17 protein-coding genes are annotated in these 24,477 nt (G+C 45.3%); 15 read left to right on the forward strand and 2 right to left on the reverse strand.

All coding sequences use genetic code 11. The annotated features are described in order from the left end of the window. Window positions 1–85 precede the first annotated feature (85 nt). The 7 genes from E0F88_RS31455 (at window position 86) to E0F88_RS31485 (ending at window position 10,137) form a co-directional block, all read left to right on the forward strand. A complete protein-coding gene (locus tag E0F88_RS31455; protein ID WP_131962418.1) occupies window positions 86–3,310 on the forward strand; it encodes a SusC/RagA family TonB-linked outer membrane protein in 3,225 nt (1,074 codons plus the stop codon). 8 nt (window positions 3,311–3,318) lie between these two features. Further along, window positions 3,319–4,800: a SusD/RagB family nutrient-binding outer membrane lipoprotein gene (locus E0F88_RS31460; RefSeq protein ID WP_229213970.1), complete on the forward strand. Its 1,482-nt coding sequence runs from the start codon at window positions 3,319–3,321 to the stop codon at window positions 4,798–4,800. Between the two features lie 30 nt (window positions 4,801–4,830). Beyond that, complete coding sequence (locus E0F88_RS31465; RefSeq protein WP_131962420.1) at window positions 4,831–5,910, forward strand: alkaline phosphatase family protein; 1,080 nt, start codon at window positions 4,831–4,833, stop codon at window positions 5,908–5,910. 27 nt (window positions 5,911–5,937) lie between these two features. Further along, window positions 5,938–7,095 carry a TIGR03364 family FAD-dependent oxidoreductase gene (locus tag E0F88_RS31470; RefSeq protein WP_131962422.1) on the forward strand — a complete coding sequence of 386 codons (1,158 nt, stop codon included), beginning with the start codon at window positions 5,938–5,940 and terminating at the stop codon, window positions 7,093–7,095. Between the two features lie 11 nt (window positions 7,096–7,106). Then, window positions 7,107–8,069, forward strand: coding sequence for a metallophosphoesterase family protein (locus tag E0F88_RS31475; RefSeq protein ID WP_131962490.1), 963 nt, complete (start codon window positions 7,107–7,109; stop codon window positions 8,067–8,069). A gap of 15 nt (window positions 8,070–8,084) precedes the next feature. Continuing rightward, complete coding sequence (locus tag E0F88_RS31480) at window positions 8,085–9,395, forward strand: DUF5690 family protein (RefSeq protein ID WP_131962424.1); 1,311 nt, start codon at window positions 8,085–8,087, stop codon at window positions 9,393–9,395. Between the two features lie 61 nt (window positions 9,396–9,456). After that, window positions 9,457–10,137, forward strand: coding sequence for a phosphonatase-like hydrolase (locus E0F88_RS31485; protein WP_131962426.1), 681 nt, complete (start codon window positions 9,457–9,459; stop codon window positions 10,135–10,137). A 379-nt stretch (window positions 10,138–10,516) separates the two neighbouring features. Here E0F88_RS31485 and E0F88_RS31490 read toward each other — a convergent pair whose 3' ends face one another. Next, a complete protein-coding gene (locus E0F88_RS31490; protein WP_131962428.1) occupies window positions 10,517–12,025 on the reverse strand; it encodes an arylsulfatase in 1,509 nt (502 codons plus the stop codon). A gap of 128 nt (window positions 12,026–12,153) precedes the next feature. On the opposite strand from E0F88_RS31490, the gene E0F88_RS31495 reads away from it, so the two are divergent. The 4 genes from E0F88_RS31495 to E0F88_RS31510 all read left to right on the forward strand — a co-directional run bounded on the left by E0F88_RS31495 (window position 12,154) and on the right by E0F88_RS31510 (window position 16,810). Beyond that, window positions 12,154–12,849 carry an HAD-IA family hydrolase gene (locus E0F88_RS31495; protein WP_165940208.1) on the forward strand — a complete coding sequence of 232 codons (696 nt, stop codon included), beginning with the start codon at window positions 12,154–12,156 and terminating at the stop codon, window positions 12,847–12,849. Between the two features lie 10 nt (window positions 12,850–12,859). Then, complete coding sequence (locus E0F88_RS31500) at window positions 12,860–14,410, forward strand: sulfatase (RefSeq protein ID WP_131962432.1); 1,551 nt, start codon at window positions 12,860–12,862, stop codon at window positions 14,408–14,410. Window positions 14,411–14,489: 79 nt separating this feature from the next. Beyond that, window positions 14,490–15,560: a zinc-binding dehydrogenase gene (locus E0F88_RS31505; protein ID WP_131962434.1), complete on the forward strand. Its 1,071-nt coding sequence runs from the start codon at window positions 14,490–14,492 to the stop codon at window positions 15,558–15,560. Window positions 15,561–15,574: 14 nt separating this feature from the next. Continuing rightward, window positions 15,575–16,810: an MFS transporter gene (locus tag E0F88_RS31510; protein WP_229213971.1), complete on the forward strand. Its 1,236-nt coding sequence runs from the start codon at window positions 15,575–15,577 to the stop codon at window positions 16,808–16,810. On the opposite strand, the gene E0F88_RS31515 is transcribed toward E0F88_RS31510, so the two are convergent. Then, a complete protein-coding gene (locus E0F88_RS31515; protein WP_131962436.1) occupies window positions 16,811–17,383 on the reverse strand; it encodes a helix-turn-helix domain-containing protein in 573 nt (190 codons plus the stop codon). A gap of 190 nt (window positions 17,384–17,573) precedes the next feature. On the opposite strand from E0F88_RS31515, the gene E0F88_RS31520 reads away from it, so the two are divergent. The 4 genes from E0F88_RS31520 to E0F88_RS31535 are packed head-to-tail and all read left to right on the forward strand — an operon-like array spanning window position 17,574 to window position 24,417. Beyond that, entirely contained in the window at window positions 17,574–20,747 is a 3,174-nt protein-coding gene (locus tag E0F88_RS31520; RefSeq protein WP_131962438.1) for a SusC/RagA family TonB-linked outer membrane protein, read from the forward strand. A 20-nt stretch (window positions 20,748–20,767) separates the two neighbouring features. After that, window positions 20,768–22,531, forward strand: a complete 1,764-nt coding sequence (locus E0F88_RS31525; RefSeq protein ID WP_131962440.1) for a RagB/SusD family nutrient uptake outer membrane protein — start codon at window positions 20,768–20,770, stop codon at window positions 22,529–22,531. 8 nt (window positions 22,532–22,539) lie between these two features. Beyond that, a complete protein-coding gene (locus tag E0F88_RS31530) occupies window positions 22,540–23,436 on the forward strand; it encodes a metallophosphoesterase family protein (RefSeq protein ID WP_131962442.1) in 897 nt (298 codons plus the stop codon). A 9-nt stretch (window positions 23,437–23,445) separates the two neighbouring features. Beyond that, window positions 23,446–24,417, forward strand: coding sequence for a metallophosphoesterase family protein (locus tag E0F88_RS31535; protein WP_131962444.1), 972 nt, complete (start codon window positions 23,446–23,448; stop codon window positions 24,415–24,417). Window positions 24,418–24,477: the final 60 nt, after the last annotated feature.

The following is a 24,477-nucleotide window of genomic DNA, read 5'->3' on the forward strand; positions in this document are numbered from 1 at the left end:
TTTTAGGTAAACTATTGATTATAAGCAATCTATTATTTGGTTTGTTTTTTGAATAAAGAATAGAAGTCTTTAATCACTCTATTCTATGAAAAACAAGTTGTACTTCTTTAAAAGCCAGCAACTGAATCAAGGGCTTTTGCAAGCTTTTTTTATGCTGATCGTGACATTTTGCATTCCTGCGGGTGCAATGCCAGCTAAAAGGTCCCTGACGCGTGCTAGCAGCCCGGTGGCTGAAACGATCAAAGGAAAGGTAGTCGATGCCTCCAACAGTGAGCCGCTGCCGGGTGTGAATGTGTTGATCAAAGGAACATCGAAAGGTGCGATCACCGACGCATTTGGAAATTATGTTCTTGAATTGCAAGGCGCCAGCGATGTGTTAATCTTTTCATTTCTGGGTTTTACAAGTCAGCAAATCCAGACGGGAAACCGAACTGTGGTCGATGTCGCATTGGTTGCCGACCCAAGACAGCTCAATGAAGTAGTTGTGACGGCCCTAGGTATCAAAAAGGAGAAAAAAGCGGTCGGATATGCCGTACAGGAAGTAAAGGGTGAGACCATGGTGAAAGCCCGTGAGCCCAACGCAATTGCTTCGCTCACCGGCAAAGTGGCGGGTCTTACCATTGCGCAAAGCCCAGACCTATTTTCGAATCCTTCGGTTACTCTCAGGGGGCGCAGCGGTGTATTGTATGTGGTCGATGGGGTACCCGTTAGCACAGATTCCTGGAATTTAAGCCCTGACGATATAGAAACTTACTCCGTTTTGAAAGGAGCAGGTGCGGCAGCACTATATGGTAACCGCGGACAAAACGGGGCGATCATTATAACCACCAAAAAAGGCTCAGGTAACAAAAAAGGCTTTCAGGTGGACTTCAATTCCAGTACCCAGCTTCAGGCCGGTTTTAATGCAATCCCAAAATATCAGACAGAGTACGGCCCAGGCAGTAACTTCCGGTATTCCTTTGTGGATGGACGCGGCGGTGGGATCAACGACAACGACTACAATATCTGGGGTCCTCGATTCGAAGGTCAGCCGATTACACAGTACAATAGTCCCAAAGATCCTGCGACGGGCAAACTTCTGGCACTTCCCTGGATTGCAAGGGGGAAGGATAACTTCACAAATTTCTTGCGTAATGGTCTTTTAAGTACCAATAACATTGCCATTTCTAATAAAAGTGACTTCGGAGATTTTCGCTTGTCGGTTTCACAACTCTTTCAGCGCGGTCAGGTTCCCAATACCAAGTTGGGTGGTACGACCGTCAATATTGCTGGTGGGATCAACGCCGGAAGCAAACTTCGTTTTGACGCAAGTATTAACTACAACCGTCAGTATTCCCCTAATTATCCAACGCTCGACTACGGCCCGGCAAGTCCTATTTATATATTCACCGTTTGGGGTGGTGTAGATTATGACGTAATGGACATGCGCAACTATTGGCAGCCAGGTAAGGAAAATGCCCAGCAGTTTAACCGTGAATACACCATTTATGACAATCCATGGATGACGGCCTATGAAGCTTTGAAAACCTACTACAAAAATGACACATACGGGTTTTTGCAAATGAATTACAAGCTTACAGACAAGCTGACTTTCAACCTGCGTACCAATGTAAGTACCTGGAACAGAAACCGCAGCACACGTGCTCCGATCTCTTCGAATCTGTATAATTTCGGTTTCCCAAATCAGGCTGGGGGCTATTCTGAAACCTATGATACTTTCTTTGAAAACAACACTGAGGCTTCTTTGAAATATGACCGCAGACTCTCGCCAGATCTTGGCATGAGCGCATCACTTTACGGGAACCTGCGTTCTGTAAAAGTAACTTCACTGAATGGCACCACCACAAAAGGATTGATCGTGCCGGGCGTGTATGCATTGTCCAACTCGGTGCAGCCTGCTACTTCGAGCAATGACTATGCAAAGCGCCAGGTAGGCAGTGTGTATGGTTTTGTGGATATGGATTACAAAAATTTCTTATACCTGAACCTGACTGGGCGGGTAGATAAATCCAGCACAATGCCTGTTAAAAACAACACCTACTTCTATCCGTCGGCTTCATTGAGCACTGTTTTGTCGGAAGTAATATCATTTCCTGAAAAAATTTCATTCGTGAAACTAAGAGGCTCCTATGCAAACGTGGCAAGTGATTTTGTAAACGAAAGTGACCAGTACGGTATTTACAGCCTGATTCCTACCTATTCAAATTCGGGCCGTTGGAATAACTCTTACACTGGCGTGAGCTACACAGGAACACTCTACAATGATAACCTGGAAGCGGCCCGCGTAAAGACGCTCGAAGTTGGTTTGGAAATGCGATTTTTCCAGAACCGCCTTGCTTTTGACGGAACCATATTTCGTAATGTAGAGGGGCCCGGCATTGTCAATGTTGCGACTTCTGTCACTTCGGGCGTCTCAGGAATTCAGCAAAATGCATATACGTATATTAGGAAGGGTGCCGAGCTGACACTGGAAGGAACGGCTATTAAAACTGAAGATTTTTCCTGGAATGTAGCTGCTAACTGGTCGACAAACCACCGCTGGCTGGATAAAATCAATGGAACACAAATGCGTGATGGGAACATCAAGGTAGGTGACCGAGCAGATGCCTATTACATCAAGGATTTTCAACGCGACGAGCTTGGCAATATGATTGTCGGATCCAATGGAATGCCTGCCTACAATCCATACAATACGAAAATAGGCTATTACGATAACAAATTCACAGCCGGAATCAATAACACCTTCAAATACAAGTCGTTGCTTGTCAGCTTCCAGGTGGATGGACGTTTTGGTGGGAAGGTGAACAACTATATGTACACCAAACAGTTTGGTAGCGGAACTGCACCGGAATCAGCCAACGAATTTCGTCTGAAAGACTGGCAGAACAGAGATTTAGCAGGCTACAAGGGAAGTGTGATGACAGATGGCAAGCGCATTGTAAAAGGCCAGCTGAATACCGATCAGGATGGTGTTGTCATCTCAGATACACGTGAATTTGCCACAAACGATGTGCCCGTACTTTGGCAGGCCTGGGCTACCAATTACTATCAGTCGGCGTATGTAGCAGCAAAAAACCGGACTTACCTGAAACTTCGGGAAGTGGTGATCAGCTATAACCTTCCTGCAAAATTATTAGCGAAAACTCGGTTCGCGTCAGCTGCCAGTATTTCACTTGTAGGCCGCAACCTGCTTTACATCACCGGCAAGTACACGAAAAATATCGATCTGGACCAGTTTACCGGAACGATCACAAGCTTTCAGACTCCTTCTGTGAAAAGCTTCGGCGCTAACCTTAATCTTACATTCTAAGCATTACAATGATGAAAAAGCTAAAATACTTAATCATTTGCCTTGCGGTTTGCCTTGCATCCTGCGAAGACATCGCTGATTTGCAAAAAGACCCGGGAGCGATTACAAACCCGTCTGCGGACCTGATTTTTACCGGAATCCTGCTGAACGCTTACGATTCACCGTGGAGTTTGGACCAGCGGCATAATCAGTACATGACCCAGAACGAGGCCTATTACGAAGGCCAGCCTTACAGCTGGACGACCGGTTCTTACGATGTGTTTTACACCAGTTTGAGAAATGTAAACCAAATGGAGCAGGTCGCCGATCAGGCAGGGGCCGTAGCAACGCAGTACAAAACGATGGCCAAATTTTTCAAAGCCTACTTTTACGCCCGTGCTACCGAAATGTTTGGTGATGTGCCGATGACTGAGGCGATCCAGGGTGTAAGCAGCCAGAATTTCAAACCTAAATATGACAGCCAAAAAGATATCTATGTGCAGGTTTTGAAATGGCTGGAGCAGGCCAATGCGGAGATGCCCGCTTTAATTGCAAGCCGGGCTACGTTGCCGGGTGATTTTATTTACAACGGTGATCTGTCCAAATGGCAGAAACTGATCAATTCATTCCGGTTAAGAACCCTGATCAGTCTGAGCAAAAGGGCTGACGACACTCCCGAACTGAACGTTAAGCAACAATTTGCGACTATTTTGTCTAGTCCGGCGAAGTACCCGCTGATTTTGACCAATGCGGATAATTTTCAGATTGTCTACAACACATTCAACACCTATCCGCTTTGGCCGAGTAATGGTGTGGTAGTTAAAAATGACAAAAGAAACACGTTGGCAGCCACCTATGCCAACATCGCAAAGACAACCAGAGATCCGCGCCTTATGGTCGTAGCACTTCCGGCTGAGGCTCTGGCGGGTAATCAGGATGCATTTGCAAAATACGCAGGCGGTAAAACCGGTGATTTGCAGTCGACGCTGCTGGACCAGGCCGGAAAAGGGCTTTTGTCTATGATCAACTTCGACTTCTGGGAGGCCTCGGCGGCGGGTGTGCCCGCAATTCAGCTTGGTGCTTCGGAGGTGAATTTTATCATTGCGGAAGGTATAAATCGTGGCTGGGCAACCGGTAATGCTGCCAACTATTACAAATCCGGAATAGAGGAATCTATGAAGTTTTATAACATCGGAACAGCAGACATAGCCAGCTTTATTGCGGGCAATCCTTACCCTGAGGTTCAGACCGCTGCGCTCAATAAAATACTGGAACAGAAGTATGTGTCCTTCTTTGAGAATTCTGGTAAGCAGGCCTATTATCAATTTCGCCGTACGGGTGTACCGACCTTCGAAGTTGGACAAGCCAACAGTAATAACAATCAGATTCCAACGCGCTGGGCTTATCCAACCTCAGAGTACACCAACAATGAATCCAATGTAAAAGCATCCATTCAGACGCAGTATAGCGGAGCAGATACTCAGAACGGCACAATGTGGCTGACCAAATAGAGTCCTTAACGAAGCATAACATTCAATAATATGAAAACAAAAATCATATTTCTTTGTTTGCTGGCCTTCGCCCTTACCGGCAAGGCTCAGCAAACGCAGAACATCGTCCTGATATCAATTGACGGTTACCGTTGGCAGGAGATCTTTCAGGGAGCAGATTCGACGCTGATCTTCAACAAAAAGTATCGCAAGCAGGACTCAACTTTCCTATTCAAAAAGTATTGGGCTGAATCGGCAAAGCAGCGAAGAGAAAAGCTTATGCCCTTTCTATGGAAAACCATCGCCAGCCAGGGCCAGCTTTATGGTAACAGGGAGCTAGGCAATGAGGTGAATCTGCGAAACAAATACTGGTTTTCTTACCCTGGTCGCAGTGAAACGCTTTGTGGTTTTTACGACGAAAAGATCAACAGCAACAGCTACCCAAACAACCCCAATGAGAATGTGCTCGAATTCTTCGACAAGCAAAAAGGCTTCAAAGGCAAGGTCGTTACATTCGCCTCCTGGGATGTGGTTAAGAACATTGTTAACCGCGATAGAAACGGCATGCTTGTAAACATTGCCGGCGAAATGGTAGAAGGCAAGCTGACCGAAGCACAGCAACTGGCCAACGAAATCCAGGACAATTTCCCCCACTATTTCGGAAAAGGTATCCGCTTTGATGTGAACACCTATGCGATGGCAAAATCTTACGTGAATGCCAATCACCCGCGCGTTTTGCATATTGATTTCGCAGATCCGGACGATTTCGGCCACGCAGGCGAATACGATTCGTATCTGGATTCAGGACGCTATATCGACGCGATGATAGGCGGACTTTGGGAAACAATGCAAAAGGATCCTTTCTACAAAGGCAAAACCACTTTTTTGATTTATCCTGACCATGGAAGAGGCATTGATAAACGCTGGACTGGTCATGGCACTTCGGCGCCGGGATCAAATCAGACATGGCTGGCAGCGATCGGTCCGAATACACCAGCTCTTGGTGAGATGAAAGACAAAACCCGCATTTATCAGGACCAGATCGCGCAGACTGCGGCGCAAATCATGGGCTTCAAGTTTACAGCAAACCATCCGGTAGGAGAGCCTGTACAAAGTGCAATCAAGAAATAAATCTGTTTACCAATTATAAAAAACAACATGAATCTTAAATATGACCTGGTGGTAATTGGCGCAGGCGCAATTGGCACATTCCATGCATACCATGCAGCTCTTTTAGGTAAAAAAGTACTTGTACTTGAAAAAGACCAACGGCCTGTTAATGCCACAGTCCGCAATTTCGGACAGGTAATCGCCTCGGGAATGTCCAGCAAATGGTTTGACTATGGCGTCTACGGCACCAATCTTTACAAATCCATTCAGGAGCGTTATGACGTTTCTGTTCGTAATAATGGCTCGGTTTACATTGCTTCCGACGACGATGAACAGCAATTGATCCATGAACTGAAAGCAATTTACGATACAAAAGGATACGGTTGTGAGCTGCTCTCGCAAAAGCAGTTGATTGACAAATATCCAACCATGAAGGCATCATATTGCCGGGAAGCGCTTTATTTTCCGCAGGAAGTTAGCGTTGAGCCTAATTTGTTCATCCACAGGGTTCATCAATACATGGAGCAAAGTTTTGAAAACCTTACGATTCAGCGCTGCTCACCGGTTATTGGCTGTGAAGTGTCATCTAACCAGGCTGTAATCACAACTTCTGGTGGAGAGAAATTCCTTGCTGAAAACGTGGTTGTTGCGTCCGGCCATGAATTCAAAATGCTATTTCCAACCCTGTTCAAAGCACAGGATTTGTCTGTGAGCAAACTGCAAATGATGCGGACCAAACCGTTGCCATCACTGTCGCTGCCCGGTAATATCGCTACCGGATTGACCATTCGTCGCTACGAGGCTTTTGAGGAATGCCCCGGATTTGCAGCCATAAAGACGCCCGAGCACTTACAAGAGCTTGAAAGTTACGGCATTCATATTTTGTTTAAACAGGCCATTGACGGCACTGTTATCGTGGGGGATTCTCACCAATACGCAAAAATTGGAGAAGAAGAAAATTTAGGTTATCAGCACAATCAGTATGTCAATGATCTGATGGTGAAGGAGGCCAGCCGCATTGTTGGTTTTGATCTGAGTGATATGACCGAAACCTGGGCTGGTTATTATGGCTTGCATGAAAATGGAGAAATCTTCGAACATACCATAGAGGACCGCATTCACATCGCCGTCGGCATTGGCGGAAAGGGGATGACCTGCTCATCGGGTTATGCAAATAACAATACGAACAGGATTTTTCGAAATTAAAGCCCAGCAGCATGCCCAATAGAAGAAGTTTTCTCAAAGACATTGGAATTGCGGCTGGCGCTACGCTGCTGACCAGCTCTTGTTTTGCCATCCCGGCGAGTCAAACGGCAAGCCACAAAAAACTGCGCTTTGGCTTTATCACCGATCTGCACCATTTGCAGTTCGGCAAAAACGAACAGGCAAGAATCAAGAGTTTTATCAGCTCGGTGCTGAAAGAAAATCCGGACTTCATTGTGCAATGCGGTGATTTTTGCCGGCATACCAACTCAGATGAGATTATGGCTGAATGGAACCGCTTCAAAGGTCCCAAGTACCACGTTCTGGGAAATCATGACATGGATTTTTGTGACAAGGCGACGATCATGAAGTTCTGGAATATGCCTAAGCGATACTACTCTTTCGATAAAGACGGATTTCATTTTGTGGTAATGGATCGTAACTTTTTGAAAAAGCAAGATGGTTCCCTGGTGGATTACGATACATCAAACTGGGGGCCGTTTGCTTGGCCACAACGCAGTTTTACGGATCAGGCCCAGCTCGACTGGCTGCGGGACGATCTGGCAGCTGCGCAGTTTGCTGTCATTGTATTCATGCATCAACCGGTATTTCTCAGTGATTTTTATCAAGAAACTGGCAATGCGGACGACATTCTGAAAATATTCGATCAGGCAAATCTGAATGCGACCAGAAAAAAAACCGGCAACAAGATCGCTGCTGTTTTCATGGGTCACGACCACGATGACCGGCATGGGCAGCGCAATGGTGTGCATTATTTTATTATGAACAGTGCATCTTATGTGTATACCAACAGCGGGGCGCATTATTACAAGGATCCGTTGTACGCATTCATTACCCTTGATCCCGCCGGAATTTTGACGATTGAAGGACGCAGTTCTACCTACCGCGATCAGACGCCTGATGTAGTACGTGCCAGATTCCCAACCAGAATCAGTAATCACAAAGTCGGTTTCTAACTACTAAAAAATATTATGAACATAAAGCTCCGGAGCTGGCTGTCCAGCTCTCCAGTATTCTTTGTTGCCTGGTGTATCGTGGCCGCCTTCGGTGCTTACTTCTGCATGTATGCGTTCAGGAAGCCTTTTGCCGCAGGAACTTATGCCGATTACAGCCTCTGGGAGCTACATTATAAAACGGTACTGATCGTTGCGCAGGTGGTAGGTTATATGTGTTCTAAATGGATGGGTATCAAAATCATTTCGGAGTTAAAAGCTGCATCAAGGCAAAAACTGATCATCGGGTTGATCGTTTTTGCAGAAGTCGCCCTGGTATTATTCGGAATGGTTCCTGCGCCGTATAATTTCATTCTGCTTTTTTTTAACGGACTTCCCCTGGGTATGGTCTGGGGGGTGATTTTTAGTTATCTTGAAGGACGAAGATTCACTGAGGCATTGGCTATGGGTTTGAGCATCAGCCTGATTGTCTCTTCCGGATTTTTGAAAACGATCTATTTTCAGATCAATGATTTCATGCCTGATTTAAGCGAGTTTTGGCTGCCTGCCATTGTGGGTCTGCTGTTTCTTCCCGCTTTTCTGCTGTTCTCCTGGATGTTGCATGCTATTCCTGCGCCGGACGCTGCTGATAAAAAACTTCGGTCTGAGCGCTTGCCGATGAGCTCAGCGGACAAAAGGCTTGTTGTGAAAAATTACGGATGGGGCATAGCCGCTTTTGTTTTTATTTATATGCTGCTGTCAACCATGCGCGATTTTCGTGACAACTTTTCGGTTGAGATCTGGAATGAAATACAACCAGGATGGAATGCCAATATTTTTTCAACAACTGAAACGATCATTGGATTAGTTGTGCTCATTAGTGTAGCCTGTCTGTCTTTTTTTCAGAGCAATTTCAAAGGGTTTGTCGCAGTTCAGGTACTCATAGCCATCGGTTTGACTACTTGTGGCGCAAGTACCTATGCTTTCAACAACGGACTTATTGGCCCTTTCAGCTGGATGCTGACGTTGGGAGCTGGTATGTTTATGGCCTACACGCCAATCCAGGTCGCTTTATACGAACGCATGATCGCACTGTTCAGAATTAAAGCCAACGCGGGATTCTTTGTTTACATCTCCGACGCCTTCGGGTATTTAGGCAGTGTTTTCCTTTTGTTATACAAGGAATTTTTCATGAAAAGCCTGCAATGGTCTCAGGTGTTAATACAGTTTTCCTACCTGCTTGCGGTGCTAGGAACATGTGCCCTGTTATTTTCCTGGATATACTTTGTGAAAAAGTCCCGGGCTGCGCCACAAGCACCACTATTGCCAAAGCGTAGCGCGCTTTGCTAGTTCTTCAAGGGCTGGCTGCATAATTTGATTAATACATTCTTTAAACTAAAATTATTTTACAATGATCAGAATGGTAATTTTCGATATGGCTGGAACAACAGTCAATGAAAACAATGTGGTATATAAGACGCTCATGCGTGCTATTAATGAACGGCAGTTTGACTTTACCTTAGAAGAGGTGCTCTCGGAAGGGGCAGGCATGGAAAAACTACAAGCCATACGCAGCATACTGGCATCCAAGCAGATCGCAGACGAAGTTTTGGCAAATGATATTTTCAAAACATTTAAGAAACTGCTTAAAACAGCTTATGAAGATCTGGATGTTACCGAGCAAAACAATGCAACTCCGCTTTTTGCTGAATTGAAGAAAAAAGGAATATCCGTTGCTCTCAACACAGGTTATGACCGGCAGACAGCCGAAGGTTTGATAGGAAAAATTGGTTGGCAGAAAGCCACGCATTACGACGAACTGATCACAGCTTCAGATGTGGAAAAAAATCGACCGAATCCGGATATGATCCTGCTGGCTATGAAAAATCGGGCAATAGAGCATCCAGATCAGGTGGTCAAGGTGGGAGATTCGGCAATTGATATAGAAGAAGGACAGAATGCGGGTTGTCTTTTTAGTATCGGTATCACAACAGGCGCGCAAACCAGGGAGCAATTGCTGAGCGCTGCGCCTGACTTTGTTATTGACAATTTAATGCAGCTGCTGGCGATCATAAATGGTTTTGAAAACTAGTGTCAATGTTGTCATCTTGTCATTGATAAAAACATACCTGATTGATAATTGGGTATGTTTTAACAGTCGTATGCTTGTTTTTAGGTGGGCAACCCTGAGTAGTTTTTCTGCGAATAATCCGTTTAGGTTGTTTTTGCTATAAGAGGGCCATATGTGAAACGATCATTATTTGCTTAACGGCATCAGCTCAGAGCTATACCTTCTTCGACTGGATTCTTTTAATTATTACATGAAATTTCTCTGGATCTGAATTAACTTCTTAATTTACAGGGGCTGTGAGCTGGTGTCTTGAAATTTCGCTCTGCTGAAAAGCTGCTGTGAATACTCACTTGTAGCCAAACCGGTTTATTAAAAAAACAGTCCTTGTACCAAAACAGCCCTATTTAGTAGTGTTCAGCACGGTATTATCAATAAAGTCCCAGTCTGCAATGCCGCAATCGGTGTGTTCACGTTTAAGAACTGCATCTAGTTTCTTTATCAATTCCGGATGCCGGCCGGCCAGATTGTTTGTCTCCTTGGGGTCAGCTTTCAAGTTGAATATCTGCCAGGGACTTGCGGGATTTTTTCTTAATTCTGTTTTGACACCCTTCCAGTTTCCGATACGAATGGCCAATTGACCGCCCTTTTCAGGATATTCCCAATAGAGAAAGTCATGTTTTTGTTGTTTTCTTTTCTGTCCCAGCAACTCTGGAAGAAAAGAAATGCCGTCAGTTTCTTTGAGCTTTTGGCCTGTCAGCTCAGCGAGTGTAGCCATCAGGTCGTACTGGGCCGAAACATGATCGCTTACGCTGCCTGCTGTGATTTTCCCCGGCCAGCGCACGATAAACGGCTCTCGAATTCCGCCTTCGTATACATCCATTTTCAGTCCGCGAAGGCCTGCTACGCTATCAAAGAAAGCAGCGTTCACACCACCATTAAAAGTTGTACCATTGTCGCTGCTGAACATGATGATGGTATTTTCGTCAAGTCCGAGCTGTTTGATTTTTTGTAGGATAATACCAACCTGATCATCCAGATAAGTGATCATTGCAGCATAGGTAGCAAGTGGATATTTTGTGGATGCATATCCGTTGTTTCCGTAATAGGGCCTTTCGTTAAAAACCGGTAAGTATTCGTTTATATACTCATCCGGAGCCTGCAACGAAACGTGTGGGATAGCGTATGGCAAATAAAGAAAAAAAGGTGCCCGTTTGTTTTGCTCGATAAAGCGCAGCGCTTTTTCGGTCATTTTTTCAGAAGCATAAGATTTGCCTTTAAAGTAGTTAAAATCATTTTCAGTTGCTGTGGCCGCCTTAAGCTTCTTGTGTACATCAATCCAGGGCTGTGGGAGTGTATCCCATTTGTCGTTTTCCCATAAATGAGATGGGTAATGGTTATGCGCCTGCTTCTGATCCAAGTAGCCATAAAAATAATCAAATCCCTGTTTGAGCGGCGCACCCTCTGTATTGAACATTCCCAAACCCCATTTGCCAATTAGGGCCGTGGCATATCCTTTCTGTTTTAATAGTTCACCTATTGTAAATTCTTTGTCCGGCAAAGGCATTTGTCCTCGTTCTTGGTCATCTTTGAAGCCACCCATTTCAAGATTCCCCCTAATTGCGGCATGGCCACCGTGCTTACCAGTCATTAGCATTGCCCGCGCGGGTGCACAGACTGGCATGCTGGTATAATGCTGTGTGAAGCGAATACCCTGTCGGGCGAGTCTATCCAAATTTGGTGTTTTAATCTTTTTCTGGCCGTAACAACCCAGCTCTGCATACCCCAAATCATCAGCATAGATGAAGATAATATTGGGAAGTCGGGTTTTTATTTTCTGCGCATTCGTATATGGAGATACAATGAAAAGAAAACTTAAAAGTGCCAACCATCGGTCTTGGTAAAGGGACATCGAAGTGTGTTGTTAGTTTAGACAAAAATATCAAATTTAATTTAACATTTGTTTAATATTTGTAAACAATATTTATTTACATTTGTCAGCTTTATTATCCCAATTCAAAAATCAGAGACCAAATACTTATGATTAAAATGATTGTTTTTGACATGGCAGGCACGACGGTCAATGAAAATAATGTGGTTTATAAAACCCTTTGTAGTGCTATCAATCAAGCCGGTTTTAACTTTTCATTAGAGCAAGTACTCCAAGTCGGAGCGGGCAAGGAAAAACTCGAAGCTATTCGCAGTGTACTTCGCATCAGCGAAATTGACGATGAAGCGCTTGCTGGACGTATTTTTTCAAAGTTTCTTGTACTTCTTTCTGACGCCTACGAAAACCTGGATGTTGCCCAACAAGACAACGCCACCCTGTTATTCCGTGTCTTGAAAGAAAATGGCATGCTCATCGTTCTCAACACAGGCTATAACAGGATCACAGCCGAAAGTCTTGTACAAAAAGTCGGCTGGAAGCTTGGGGTTGATTATGATCTTTTGGTTACCGCTTCGGATGTTTCAAAAAACCGTCCGCAGCCGGATATGATCCTGCTGGCTATGCAACATTTTGGGATTGAAGATCCTTTGGAGGTAATCAAAGTAGGAGACTCGACGGTCGATATCATGGAGGGCCAAAATGCTGGTTGTAAAATTAATATTGGTATTACGACCGGCGCTCACACAAGAGAACAATTAACGAGCGCGAATCCTGAATTTATTGTGGATGATTTATTGGACTTGTTACCAATCGTTGAAATGCAAAATCAACAACCGGAAACCGTCTAAGATTAAACTTATGCATCTAAGCATTAAACTGGTCTTTCTGATTTTGTTGTCTGTTGGGGCTTGCGGGCAAAAAGTAGCTAATGAACATTCTTCACATCCAAACATCATCTTTTTTCTTGTTGATGACATGGGCTGGCAGGATACTTCTGTCGCTTTTTGGCAAACAGTAACTGCGCAAAACCGGCTCTACAGCACACCCAACATGGAAAGACTTGCTGGCGCAGGAATGAAATTTACCCAGGCCTACACCTCAGCGGTCTGCTCTCCGAGCAGGTGCAGTCTGATCAGCGGTATGAACGCAGCGCGCCACCGAGTTACCAACTGGACCTTGGAGCGAAACACCAGCAAGGACGCTGTTGACGAGAAACTGACCTTTCCTCTCTGGAACGTAAATGGCATTCAACCGGTCGATAGTATTGAGCGCAGTACCTACATTACCCCCTTGCCGGAAATACTTCGAAAAAATGGCTATTTCACCATTCACGTTGGTAAGGCACATTTTGCAGCCCGCAATACACCCGGAGCTGATCCATTAAGTTTTGGTTTTGACATCAATGTCGCTGGTCATGCTTCCGGAGGGCCTGCTTCTTACCAGGCGATCGAAAATTATGGCAACGACCAAAATGGCCATGCAAAGAGCGTATGGTCGGTGCCGGGTCTTGAGAAATATCATGCTACAGAGCTAAACCTGACCGAGGCTTTGACCCTGGAGGCCAAAGCAGCTATGGATTCAGCCCAGGCATGTGGAAAACCTTTTTACTTGTACATGAGCCACTATGCTGTCCATGTTCCTTTGCAGCCACACGATCCCTACTATGCAAAATACAGAACTCAGGGCCTTGACCAGCAGCAGGCTGTTTACGCCTCAATGATTGAAGGCATGGACAAAAGTCTGGGTGATCTGATGGATTACGTCCGCATTCGAGGAATTGAAAACAATACCGTAATCATTTTCCTTTCCGACAACGGGGGATACACTGCATCAGCAAAAGTGCGTGGTGGCCAACCTCACAGCCACAACCGTCCGTTAAACAGTGGAAAAGGGTCCGCCTACGAAGGTGGCATCAGAGTACCGATGATTGTAAAGTGGCCCGGTAAGACAAATCCAGCAACTGCATCAGCGCAATATTTGATAGCTGAGGATTTTTTTCCTTCTATTCTTGAAATGGCAGGAATTCACAGATATAAAACGATTCAAAAAGTGGACGGCAAAAGTTTTGTGGCTCAGCTGAGCGGTAACAACACCGATAATATCAGCCGAGACCTGATATGGCATTTTCCAAATAAATGGGAGGAATCCGGTCCGGGGATTGGGCCTACAAGTACGTTAAGGCAAGGAGATTGGAAGTTGATATTCTATTATCACGACAGCCACTTTGAGCTTTTTGATATTCGGTCCGACATTGGTGAACTTCAAAACCTTGCCGATCAACAACCAGACCGTGTTAAAAAGATGTCTGCTGATCTGGGCCGCAGACTTCGTAGTATGCACGCACAGCGACCAGCCCATAAAGCTACCGGGCAACTCGTGGCCTGGCCAGATGAGATTGGCAAAAATTAACAATTTAATAAACTATTGTTTAGTATATATAAACTTATGCGTCACTACATTTGTGAAGCTAACTGACACTTAAATTATTATGAGCGCAGCCAATCTTTTGGTTTTTAATCGTGCCGGTGAGCATATGCAACTTTTAGAGAAAGAACGACCATCGGCTCAGTTTGGTCAGGTCCTGGTAAAAAATCTGTATACGACCATATGCGGCAGTGATCTGCATACCTATTGCGGGTTGAGACATGAAAAAACGCCGACAATTCTGGGCCATGAGATCGTCGGTGAAATTATCGAAATTGGTATTGGACACTCAGGTAAAGATTTTGCAGGCAGTGTGCTGGCAGTAGGTGATATTGTCACATGGAGTATTTTTTCTTCTGACCCTTTGTCAGCAGAAGCGTTAAACGGCATGCCACAGAAAGGTCCCGGGCTTTTTAAATATGGACATGCGCAGATCACCGATGAAGAATCTTTTCATGGAGGATTGGCTCAATACTGTCTTTTAAGGAAGAACACCGTGCTCATGAAGGTTCCTGCCGGCGTACCGAATCAGGTAGCTGCTACGATAAATTGTGCCGTTGCGACCGTGGCAGGTGCGCTTAGGCTTGCTGGTGAAATTTCTGGTAAACGAGTATTGATTACCGGGCTTGGTCTGCTTGGTGTGGTATGTGCTGCCATGTGCAAAGATGCGGGTGCAGCCGAAATTATTACCGCTGATATAAATCCCGACAGGCTAAGTCAATCGCTTCAATTTGGGGCAGATCAAAGTTATTTACTGTCGGGGGATGCCGGCGAGAATCACCTGCCCGGTAAATTTGACCTTGTATTTGACATGAGCGGCGCTGCCGAAGCGATGGAGCAGGGGCTTGAGAAATTAGATATCGGCGGCACGTCAGTTTGGATAGGTGCTGTCTTTAAGACCCGTAAGGTGTGTATTGATGCAGAACAAATTGTCAGAAGACTCATCACCGTTAAAGGCTTGCACAATTACAATTACCAGGATTTTGCCTATGCGGTTGATTTTATTGGCCGCTGTCACAAAAAATTTCCGTTCAGTACGGTTATTGGAGCAGAATTTGAATTGAAACAGGCGCAAGCTGCATTTGAATATGCAATTAAATATAAGCCGCTTCGTGTAGGTATTTTTTTCGATTGACTTAACTTTATCAGATGAAAGCATTCAGGAAACAGCAATGGAAAATGTTACTGCTTACGATGGTTTGCTACCTGTTCTTTTATACGGGAAGGCACAATTTCGGCTGGGCAGCACATGGTATTGCAGCTGAATTCAATGTCCCGTTTGCAACCATCGGCTGGATTAGTTTTGCCATGCTTGTCGGCTATGCGATCGGACAATTTGTGAACGGTAATCTGGCAGACCGATTCAGCGCCCGGTTTATGATTCCTGCCGGCGCGTATCTGTCTGTGGCTGCGAACCTGGCTGTCAGTTTTGCTACTTCACTTGAAATGGTTATGATTTGCTGGGCCCTGAATGGGTTTTTTCAATCGATGGCCTGGGCGCCGGGAGGAAAAATTATTTCCAACTGGTGGGGTGCAAACGAGAAAGGCATGGCATTCGGGTTTTACACGATGGCTGCTGGCTTATCGTCTGTGGTCACCTACCTGTTATCGATCGTGATTTTAAAGCAAGAACTTGAATGGAGAATGCTCTTTAGACTACCGATTTTATTGCTTCTGGTTACCTCTACCTTACTGCTGATCTTTGTAAAAGACCGCCCCTCAGATCTGGGTTACCGCGAATTGGACCATGAAATACCCCCAAAAGGTCAGCAGGATTGGCTTACCCGCTACAAGGCTGTGCTCGGAAACAAAAACTTTATGACTGTTACGCTGGCTTTTGCATTTGAAAGCATGGCTCGGTATGGCTTTATTTTCTGGGTGCCCGTACATTACCTTGGAGCCAACTGGAAAGAGAATTCGCACAATATTTGGGTAACATTTCTTCTGCCGGTTGGAATGGCGGCAGGGGCCGTCTCATTTGGCAATCTATCTGATAATTTTTTCCGGCGTGACCGCATCGCCTCGATCCGATTTGGGATGTTGGCTAGCGCTGCGGTTGCCCTTGTGATTTTTGTAGCGCCCGCAGAAAACACTGCCCTGCAGGGAATTGTTATGTTGATGGCCGGTTTTTTTGTATACGGTCCACAGGCGAATTTCTGGACTTTGTGCCCCGAAATGCTTGGTAACAACCACACCGGCACAGGGATTGGGCTGATGAACATGACTGGTTACCTTTTTGCGGCCCTTGGCGAGCCGCTTTTGGGTAAGCTCATTGATCTGACGGGGAATACATCGTATATTTTCGCTTCTATTTCCGGAATTTGTCTGCTTTCAGCGTTAATCATTTCCACGATAAATCGAAAAACGTATATTATATACCGTTAATCAGTGGCTTTGAGCAAAGAAGTACACTACTAAAAGTAAACAGTTCTCCCCGGAGGTATTTTTCGGCACATGCGCCAGACGACCGTCGAAAAAGATCGAATCGCCCTCTTGCAGCTCGAGAACTTGTTCGTTAATCAGATATTGAGTCTGTCCTTTGACGATATATACAAATTCGTACGCATCGGTGACCACTTCTTCCCTGTACGAGTCAGGAGTCAATTCAAGCAGGGCAAAATCGATTGTACTTGCCGGCAGGTTACGCATCATAATACGCTTGTAGTTAAAACCCTTGGCTTCTTCTTTTTCAAAAGCAGTATAATCGCCTTTACGGTTTAACAGAACGGTAGGTTCCAAAAGGCTTAACCCTTGAAAAAAAGCGCTAACTTCTACTTCCAGTGACTGAATGATACCGAGCATAACCGGCAGTGAGGGAATGCTGCGGCCGTTTTCAATCTGTGAGACCAACCCTTTGCTCACCCCGGACTTGTCTGCCAGCTCCTGCAAGGTCATTCGTTTCTCAAGACGTTTCTGCTTAATGCGGCGGCCTACTTCTAAAATAAAAAATCCTTCCATATCAGTTATTTATGTTCAGAACGGGATTTTTTAGGTCCCGTTTCCAAAAAAATGAATGTTTAGTATTGGTTAACAAAAATTTAATCACACTTTCCTTGACAGGAAAATATTTTTACTTAAATTTAACAAATGTTTATAAATATTAAAATTTAAGTTCGTTCCTATTCTGTAAACCTAATCAATTTTTGCAATGAAACATGCTTTACGGCTATTCATGATTGTACAACTATGCTGTTTTTTTGGCTTTTGTACCCAGGACTTGTTTGCCCAGCAACTAAGAGTTAGCGGGATCGTCACAGATGCTATGAAAAACCCGGTTCCGGGTGTGAATGTGTTGGTCAATGAAACCACCAACGGAACCTCGACAGATGCAGAAGGAAAATTTACCCTTCAGGTCTCGTCATTGAATGTTAAGTTGGTTTTTTCCTCAATCGGCTATGAACGTCAGCTTGTTGAATTGAAAGGTAATTCAACCATTGAGCTACAAATGCTTGAGGCGTCTGCTGTGCTTAATGAGGCTGTTGTGGTAGGCTATGGTACACAGAAAAAAGCAAACCTAACAGGGGCAACCGAGCAAATTGGCAGTGAGATATTAGAGAATCGCCCGGTTACAAGAATTAGCCAGGCATTACAAGGAGCAGTCGGCAATTTGAACATTACAACCGGAACCGGTGGGGGAGCTCCAAATGCGACCCAAAGTATCAACATCCGCGGGTATACTGGATTGGGAACTTCGGGCTCACCGCTGATCGTAATCGACGGCATCCAGGGTGGAGAATTAAATTCTATCAACCCCTCTGATATAGAGTCCATAACGGTCCTGAAAGATGCCGCCTCCTCGGCAATTTACGGATCGAGCGCACCATATGGGGTTATTCTGGTCAATACCAAACAGGGTAAGAAGGGAAAAGGAGCCAGCATCACATACAACAATAACTTATCGTGGGCACAGCCAATTAACCTGCCCAAGATGGTAAACTCGCTCGATTTTGCCAATTTATACAATGAAGCCTTTAAAAATGCAGGTCGTGCACCTGCCTTCGATGATCAAACAATTCAGCGCATTAAAGATTATCAGTCAGGAAAGATTACAGATGAAACAATTGTCAATCCGGCTGCAGGTACCAATGGCTGGCAGACCTGGGCATCCAGTAATTCGAACAACGATTGGTTTAAAATCTATTTCAAAGATTTTGCATTCAGCCAGCAGCATAATGTTGGTATAACAGGTGGCTCCGAAAAAAGTACTTATTACGTCGGTGGAGGCTATAATTATCGTGGCGGGATGTACAATTATGGCACAGATACTTACAAGCGATTTAATATTCGGGCCAATATTACTTCGGACCTAACGCGCTGGCTGGGTTTCAGTTTCCGCAGCAGTGCCTCGCGCCAACTTTATGATACTCCGAACTTATACGGAAGCAAGACAGGTGGAGGAAATGAGGCCTATATGCACCAGATCGCCAGAAAATACCCGACTGTAGCGCTCTTTAATCCAGATGGGAATTATTCTTCGACCAGTGATGTGCTGCTGCATACCCAGGGAGGACGCAATAATACAGTTACAGATCAGGTGATGCTGACGGGGGAGTTTAACGTAAAGTTTACCAAAGACTGGACAGCCACCGCAAATTACACACTCGACGGAAGCTTTTATGACAGCCGCTCGCATCAGAAAACATTGTATGAATTTCTGCCCGATGGTAGCAAAGCAGTCATTGGCGGAACTTCCCCAAGTTCTTTCTCAAGAGCCAATGAGCGCAGTTTTCACCATATTGTAAATGCCTTTACTACTTATGAAAAGCAGTTGGGCGGTCATTACCTAAAATTGCTTGGCGGTTATGTACGCGATCTGACCGAATTTCAAAGCTATTCGGCATCCAATTCGCTGCTTTATTCGGACAATATTCCCTCGCTGAATACCTCTTACGGTACCTCACCTACAATTGGAGACAACATCCGCAAACTTGCCTCGGAAGGATTTTTTGGAAGGATTAACTATAACTTTAAAGAAAAATACCTGCTGGAAATTAATGGGCGTTACGATGGTACCTCCCGGTTTTTGCAGGATGTGCGCTGGAAATTCTATCCAGGTATTTCAGCAGGGTGGAATATTGACCGCGAGGGTTTTTTCGAGCCGCTGGCTAAGACCATCAGTGCTTTTAAAATCAGAGCGTCTTACGGCTCTTTGGGAGACCAGTATTTTCTGGATGCAAGCGGGGCGAACTGGTATCCATTTTATCCCAGTCTGAGCATTACCAAACCTACATCTACTTCCTGGCTTTTTGGATCCGGGCAAGAGGCGGCAGTAAATTATCCGACTATGGTAAATCCTAATCTTACCTGGGTGACGACTACGTCTACCAATATCGGAACAGATATTTCTCTGCTCAATAACCGGCTGACAACCTCTTTTGACTGGTATGTAAGAAAAGCCAATGATTTTGCAGGTCCGTCTCAGGCCTTGCCAGCTATCCTGGGAGCTTCGCCGCCTACTGCAAACAATGCTGCCATTCAAACAAGTGGCTTCGAGCTTTCATTGGCCTGGAATGATCACATTGGCGATGTGCGCTATGGTCTGCGAGGCGTATTAAGCAATTATTCGGGAAAAGTTGTAAAATATCTGAATCCGAGCGGAACACTTTCAACCTATTATGAAGGCCAGAAAATGGGTGAAATCTGGGGTTACCAGAGTTTGGGTCTATTTCAAAGTACGCAGCAGGTAGCTGAATCCCCGTCTCAGACATTTTTATCATCAGCGGCATGGACACCGGGAGATGTTCAATATGCGGATTTGAATGGAGATGGAAAAATTGATGCAGGAAACAGTACGCTGGCTAATCCAGGCGACCGTAAGGTGATCGGAAACAGTACGCCAAAATATTCATACAGTTTCACGGGTGATATAGCCTGGAAAGGGTTTGATTTGCAAATATTTCTTCAGGGCATTGCAAAAAGAGAGGTTTTTATCGGTTCTAATTACTTTTTTGGTATCGTGGGCGACGAATGGCAAAGTTCGGTCTTCACCGTTCATCAGGACCGCTGGACCCCCGAAACGCCTGAGGGATATTACCCCAAATTCTATATGAGCTCGCAGAATTCGAAAAACACCCAGACTCAGACCAGATATTTGCAAAATGCAGCTTATCTACGCATTAAAAACCTGCAGCTGGGTTATTCACTGCCAAGCCAGGTAATGAAGGCGATCAGGCTACAAAAGATCCGTTTTTACGTAAGTGCTGAAAACCTGGCGACATTTACCAAGCTGGTTAAAACACTGGATCCTGAACTATCGATCGGAACAGGCAAAATCTATCCTTTGCAGAGAACATTCTCAGCCGGGGTAAATGTAACATTCTAAAACACCTTTTGATAAAATCAATGAAAAAGCATCTTATATCCATCCTAGTGCTTGCCCTTGCCGGCCTGATCGCCGGCTGTAAGGAAGACTTTCTTGAAAGAGCGCCTGAAACCAACATCAGTGATGCCGAATACTGGAAAACGGCCAATGATCTGCAGCTTTACGTGAACAACTTTTATGCCGCATTTCCCTCCACAATCAGTGCCTACGGGACCATTGGTATTTATGGCTACGATGCTGACGAAGGAAGCGATAATATGATTTACACAGGTTACAACGCTTCTTTGAACGGTGAACGCTTGGTGCCGACCTCGGGCGGTGGCTGGGCTTATGGCGACTGGTCGACGCTTCGCAGTGTTAACTACTTCTTGGCAAATTATAACAAGGCCGAAGAGAGCTGGGATAACAAAAAGAAGTATGTGGGCGAAGCGCTGTTTTTTCGTTCCTACTTCTACTTCAACAAATTGAAAGCATTTGGGGATCTTCCATGGATTAATAAGCCGCTTGACCCCACTTCGGCCGAGCTTAACAGCGGCAGAATGTCACGAAGTGTCATCGTGGATTCTTTGATGAATGATCTTAATAAAGCAGTCGAGTATCTGCCGACAAAATCAAAAGCCTCACCGATGCGCATCAACAAGGAGATCGCACAGCTTTTGCAGGCGCGCATCGCTTTATTTGAGGGGTCCTGGGAAAAATATCATGCGGGTAGTGCCTTCGGGGTTAGTGGATCGAATGGTGAGAAGTTTTTAAAAAAGGCTGCTGATGTCAGTGAAGCATTGATTAAAAGCGGCTCGGGTTATCAGTTGCAACCAACGCCAGGAGAGGATGGTTATTGGAAATTGTTTAATCAAACCGATTATTCTGCCAGCACGGAAATCATGCTATGGCGAAAATTCGACCTGAACTTAAACGGTGGTCATTACTGGCACCGTTACACCAATACCGGTGCAGCCCGCGGGCTGACAAAGGACCTGGTTGACGCATATCTGTGCACAGACGGAAAAACTGTTTCGACAAGCCCGCTATATAAAGGTGATGCCACTTTACTGAACGTGGTTGCCAATCGGGATCCGCGTCTATCACAAACACTGTATGTTCCCGACGGCAAACATGTCATTACCAACAATCGCCCGGGTGGAGCAGCTCCAGCCCTGTTTGAGACGCCATCGTTTTCTGCTGCCAACGAGAATAAGCCAGCCACGGGATATCAGGTTTATAAAGGGCACAACCCGGATTATAACCAACAAATCGACCGGGGTACGACAGGGCTCATTCTGTTCCGTTACGCAGAGGCATTATTGATTTTTGCAGAGGCAAAGGCCGAGCTGGGTATTCTTACGCAGGCGGATGCAGATCTGAGCATTAATATGCTCAGAAACCGTATCGGAATGCCGGCACTAACCGTAGGTGCTATCATTAGCGACCCAAATCCGGAATTTCCGGCGCTGAGTCCGTTGATCAATGAGATACGCCGCGAAAGAAGGGTAGAGTTAGCCTGTGAAGGATATCGCCATGACGACTTATTCCGCTGGGCCGCAGCCGACGAAAAACTCGTTGGCTGGAAACCTAAGGGTGCGATGCGTGCGCAATGGGACGGCAAGGTCCCGGCTGCACAGCTGGCTACTTACCCCGTCGATAGCAAAGGTTACATCGAATTTTACCAAAATATTGCAGGTATGAGCAGTGGCTATAAGTTCAATGTTGGCCGTGATTACCTTGCGCCGCTGGCTCAGGAGCAGTTGGTATTAAATCCTGATATCAAGCAAAATCCAGGCTGGTAATTTAAACGATGAGAAGAAGAGATTTTTTAGCTAATGGATCCCTGGCGGCAGCACTGGCTGGAACGCCGGGGACAGCTGCTGACGCAGACAGGTTTGTTAAAAATAAGCCGGTACTCACTCTTGCGCATATAACTGATGTGCACTTGCGGCCTCAGGAGCAGATTACCTCCCGATTTAAAAGGTGTCTTCATCAGGTAAAGAAGCATAAAATAGACTTTGTGCTCAATGGAGGAGATTCAATCTTTGCGGCTGATTACAAAGATGTTACGCGCGAGTCGATGCTTGCGCAGTGGGCTAGCTGGGATGAATGCATCAAGACGCTGGCTGGTTACCAGATTTACAGCTGCATAGGTAACCATGATCCCTGGTGGCAGGCTGCATCCAAAGAGGATGAAATGTACGGGGTGAATTATGTCGCCAAACGAGTAGGCATTCCGCACAGGTATTACAGCTTTACCCAAAAAAACTGGCATTTCATTATTCTGGACGGCAACAACCCGGGAATCAAACTCGACGCAGAGCAAATGAGTTGGCTCGAAAAGGAGCTTGATGCTGTTGCTCAGGTGCATTATGTGCTACTGATGTCACACTATCCAATCCTTTCGGTTACCGCTGCTTGGACCGGCGGAGCACATGCGGACCATGTGGCCTTGCGCAAGCTGTTCTACAAGCATAAGGATAAAGTCAGAGTTTGTCTCTCCGGGCACAATCATTTACTGGACAGCAATGTTTTCAATGGCGTTCATTACTTCTGCAACGGAGCAATGAGTGGCTATTGGTGGGAAAAGGGAAATGAGCAATCTGCCGGCCCTTACTTTTATGAGGAAACCGCTCCTGGTTATGCGATCCTGAGGCTATACGCTGACGGAAGTGTGGACAATCAGTATTATGAACATCATATTTAATCAAATAACATGAAACGTCGGTCATTTCTTCAAGCGGCTTCACTTTCACCTTTGTGTCTGGATACGTCAGATTCTTTTGTCAAACCGAAAGAAATTATTCGTTTTGGAATCTGTGCAGATCTACACTACGATTTGATTCCGGATGCTGCAAAGCGTCTGGGAAGTTTCGTAGATGCAATGAATCAGCAAAAGACAGATTTCATCATCCAGCTTGGTGATTTTTGCATGCCAAAAGAATCTAACCGGCCTTTGTTAGATGTTTGGAACCGATTTGCGGGACGTAAATACCATGTAATCGGCAACCACGATACCGAAGGAGGCTTTACCCATGCACAGGTCATCGACTTTTGGAGTGCTAAAGAAGCCTACTATTCATTTGAGGTCAATAATTATCATTTTATCGTCTTGAACGGAAATGAAAAAAATCCTTCAGGGGCTTCCAGAGGTTATCCCAGGTACATTGGACAACTTCAAAGGCAATGGTTGGCTCAGGATCTGGCCAGTACCAAGTTGGCTGTGATTGTCTTTTGCCATCAAGGTATTGATAATGACGTGGATGGTATAGAACAGGGGGTTGCAATCAGGCGCATTTTCGAAAACGCCAATCAGCGGGCTGGCTATTTAAAGGTTCAGATGGTCTTCAGCGGACATCATCATCAGGATTATCAAAACCTTATAAATGGAATCCAGTATATTCAGATTAATAGCATGTCCTATTATTGGGCAGGGGAGAAAAAAAATACCACCACTTATGATATGGAACTACTCAGATCCTATTCTTATCTTTCGTCGATGCTGCGCTATAAAGATCCTCTTTGGGCACGGGTAAGCATTTTTTCGGATGGCAGCGCTCAGGTAAATGGCCGCAAATCAGATTTTTTAGATATGACCCCTGTGCAGGCAAACTTAAAAGAGTCGGAAAGCATTTACCCGGTTGTGTCTGTGGTTTCAAACCGCAGCTGCAAATTGGCGCATGTTTAACTGCTTATCGCAAATAAAGCGTTGGGATAAGCCCGACCTTGCTTTTTTAATACAACTTTC

This window comes from Dyadobacter psychrotolerans (assembly GCF_004349265.1).
Taxonomy (GTDB): domain Bacteria; phylum Bacteroidota; class Bacteroidia; order Cytophagales; family Spirosomataceae; genus Dyadobacter; species Dyadobacter psychrotolerans.

What these genes read in the sequence shown, in the direction of transcription:
- E0F88_RS31525 (WP_131962440.1), top strand. Translation starts at nt 20,768, where the DNA reads ATGAAAAAGCATCTTATATCCATCCTAGTGCTTGCCCTTGCCGGCCTG.
- E0F88_RS31515 (WP_131962436.1), bottom strand. Translation starts at nt 17,383, where the DNA reads ATGGAAGGATTTTTTATTTTAGAAGTAGGCCGCCGCATTAAGCAGAAA.
- E0F88_RS31495 (WP_165940208.1), top strand. Translation starts at nt 12,154, where the DNA reads ATGATTAAAATGATTGTTTTTGACATGGCAGGCACGACGGTCAATGAA.
- E0F88_RS31465 (WP_131962420.1), top strand. Translation starts at nt 4,831, where the DNA reads ATGAAAACAAAAATCATATTTCTTTGTTTGCTGGCCTTCGCCCTTACC.
- E0F88_RS31470 (WP_131962422.1), top strand. Translation starts at nt 5,938, where the DNA reads ATGAATCTTAAATATGACCTGGTGGTAATTGGCGCAGGCGCAATTGGC.
- E0F88_RS31500 (WP_131962432.1), top strand. Translation starts at nt 12,860, where the DNA reads ATGCATCTAAGCATTAAACTGGTCTTTCTGATTTTGTTGTCTGTTGGG.
- E0F88_RS31535 (WP_131962444.1), top strand. Translation starts at nt 23,446, where the DNA reads ATGAAACGTCGGTCATTTCTTCAAGCGGCTTCACTTTCACCTTTGTGT.
- E0F88_RS31530 (WP_131962442.1), top strand. Translation starts at nt 22,540, where the DNA reads ATGAGAAGAAGAGATTTTTTAGCTAATGGATCCCTGGCGGCAGCACTG.
- E0F88_RS31460 (WP_229213970.1), top strand. Translation starts at nt 3,319, where the DNA reads ATGATGAAAAAGCTAAAATACTTAATCATTTGCCTTGCGGTTTGCCTT.
- E0F88_RS31490 (WP_131962428.1), bottom strand. Translation starts at nt 12,025, where the DNA reads ATGTCCCTTTACCAAGACCGATGGTTGGCACTTTTAAGTTTTCTTTTC.
- E0F88_RS31455 (WP_131962418.1), top strand. Translation starts at nt 86, where the DNA reads ATGAAAAACAAGTTGTACTTCTTTAAAAGCCAGCAACTGAATCAAGGG.
- E0F88_RS31480 (WP_131962424.1), top strand. Translation starts at nt 8,085, where the DNA reads ATGAACATAAAGCTCCGGAGCTGGCTGTCCAGCTCTCCAGTATTCTTT.
- E0F88_RS31485 (WP_131962426.1), top strand. Translation starts at nt 9,457, where the DNA reads ATGATCAGAATGGTAATTTTCGATATGGCTGGAACAACAGTCAATGAA.
- E0F88_RS31475 (WP_131962490.1), top strand. Translation starts at nt 7,107, where the DNA reads ATGCCCAATAGAAGAAGTTTTCTCAAAGACATTGGAATTGCGGCTGGC.
- E0F88_RS31520 (WP_131962438.1), top strand. Translation starts at nt 17,574, where the DNA reads ATGAAACATGCTTTACGGCTATTCATGATTGTACAACTATGCTGTTTT.
- E0F88_RS31510 (WP_229213971.1), top strand. Translation starts at nt 15,575, where the DNA reads ATGAAAGCATTCAGGAAACAGCAATGGAAAATGTTACTGCTTACGATG.
- E0F88_RS31505 (WP_131962434.1), top strand. Translation starts at nt 14,490, where the DNA reads ATGAGCGCAGCCAATCTTTTGGTTTTTAATCGTGCCGGTGAGCATATG.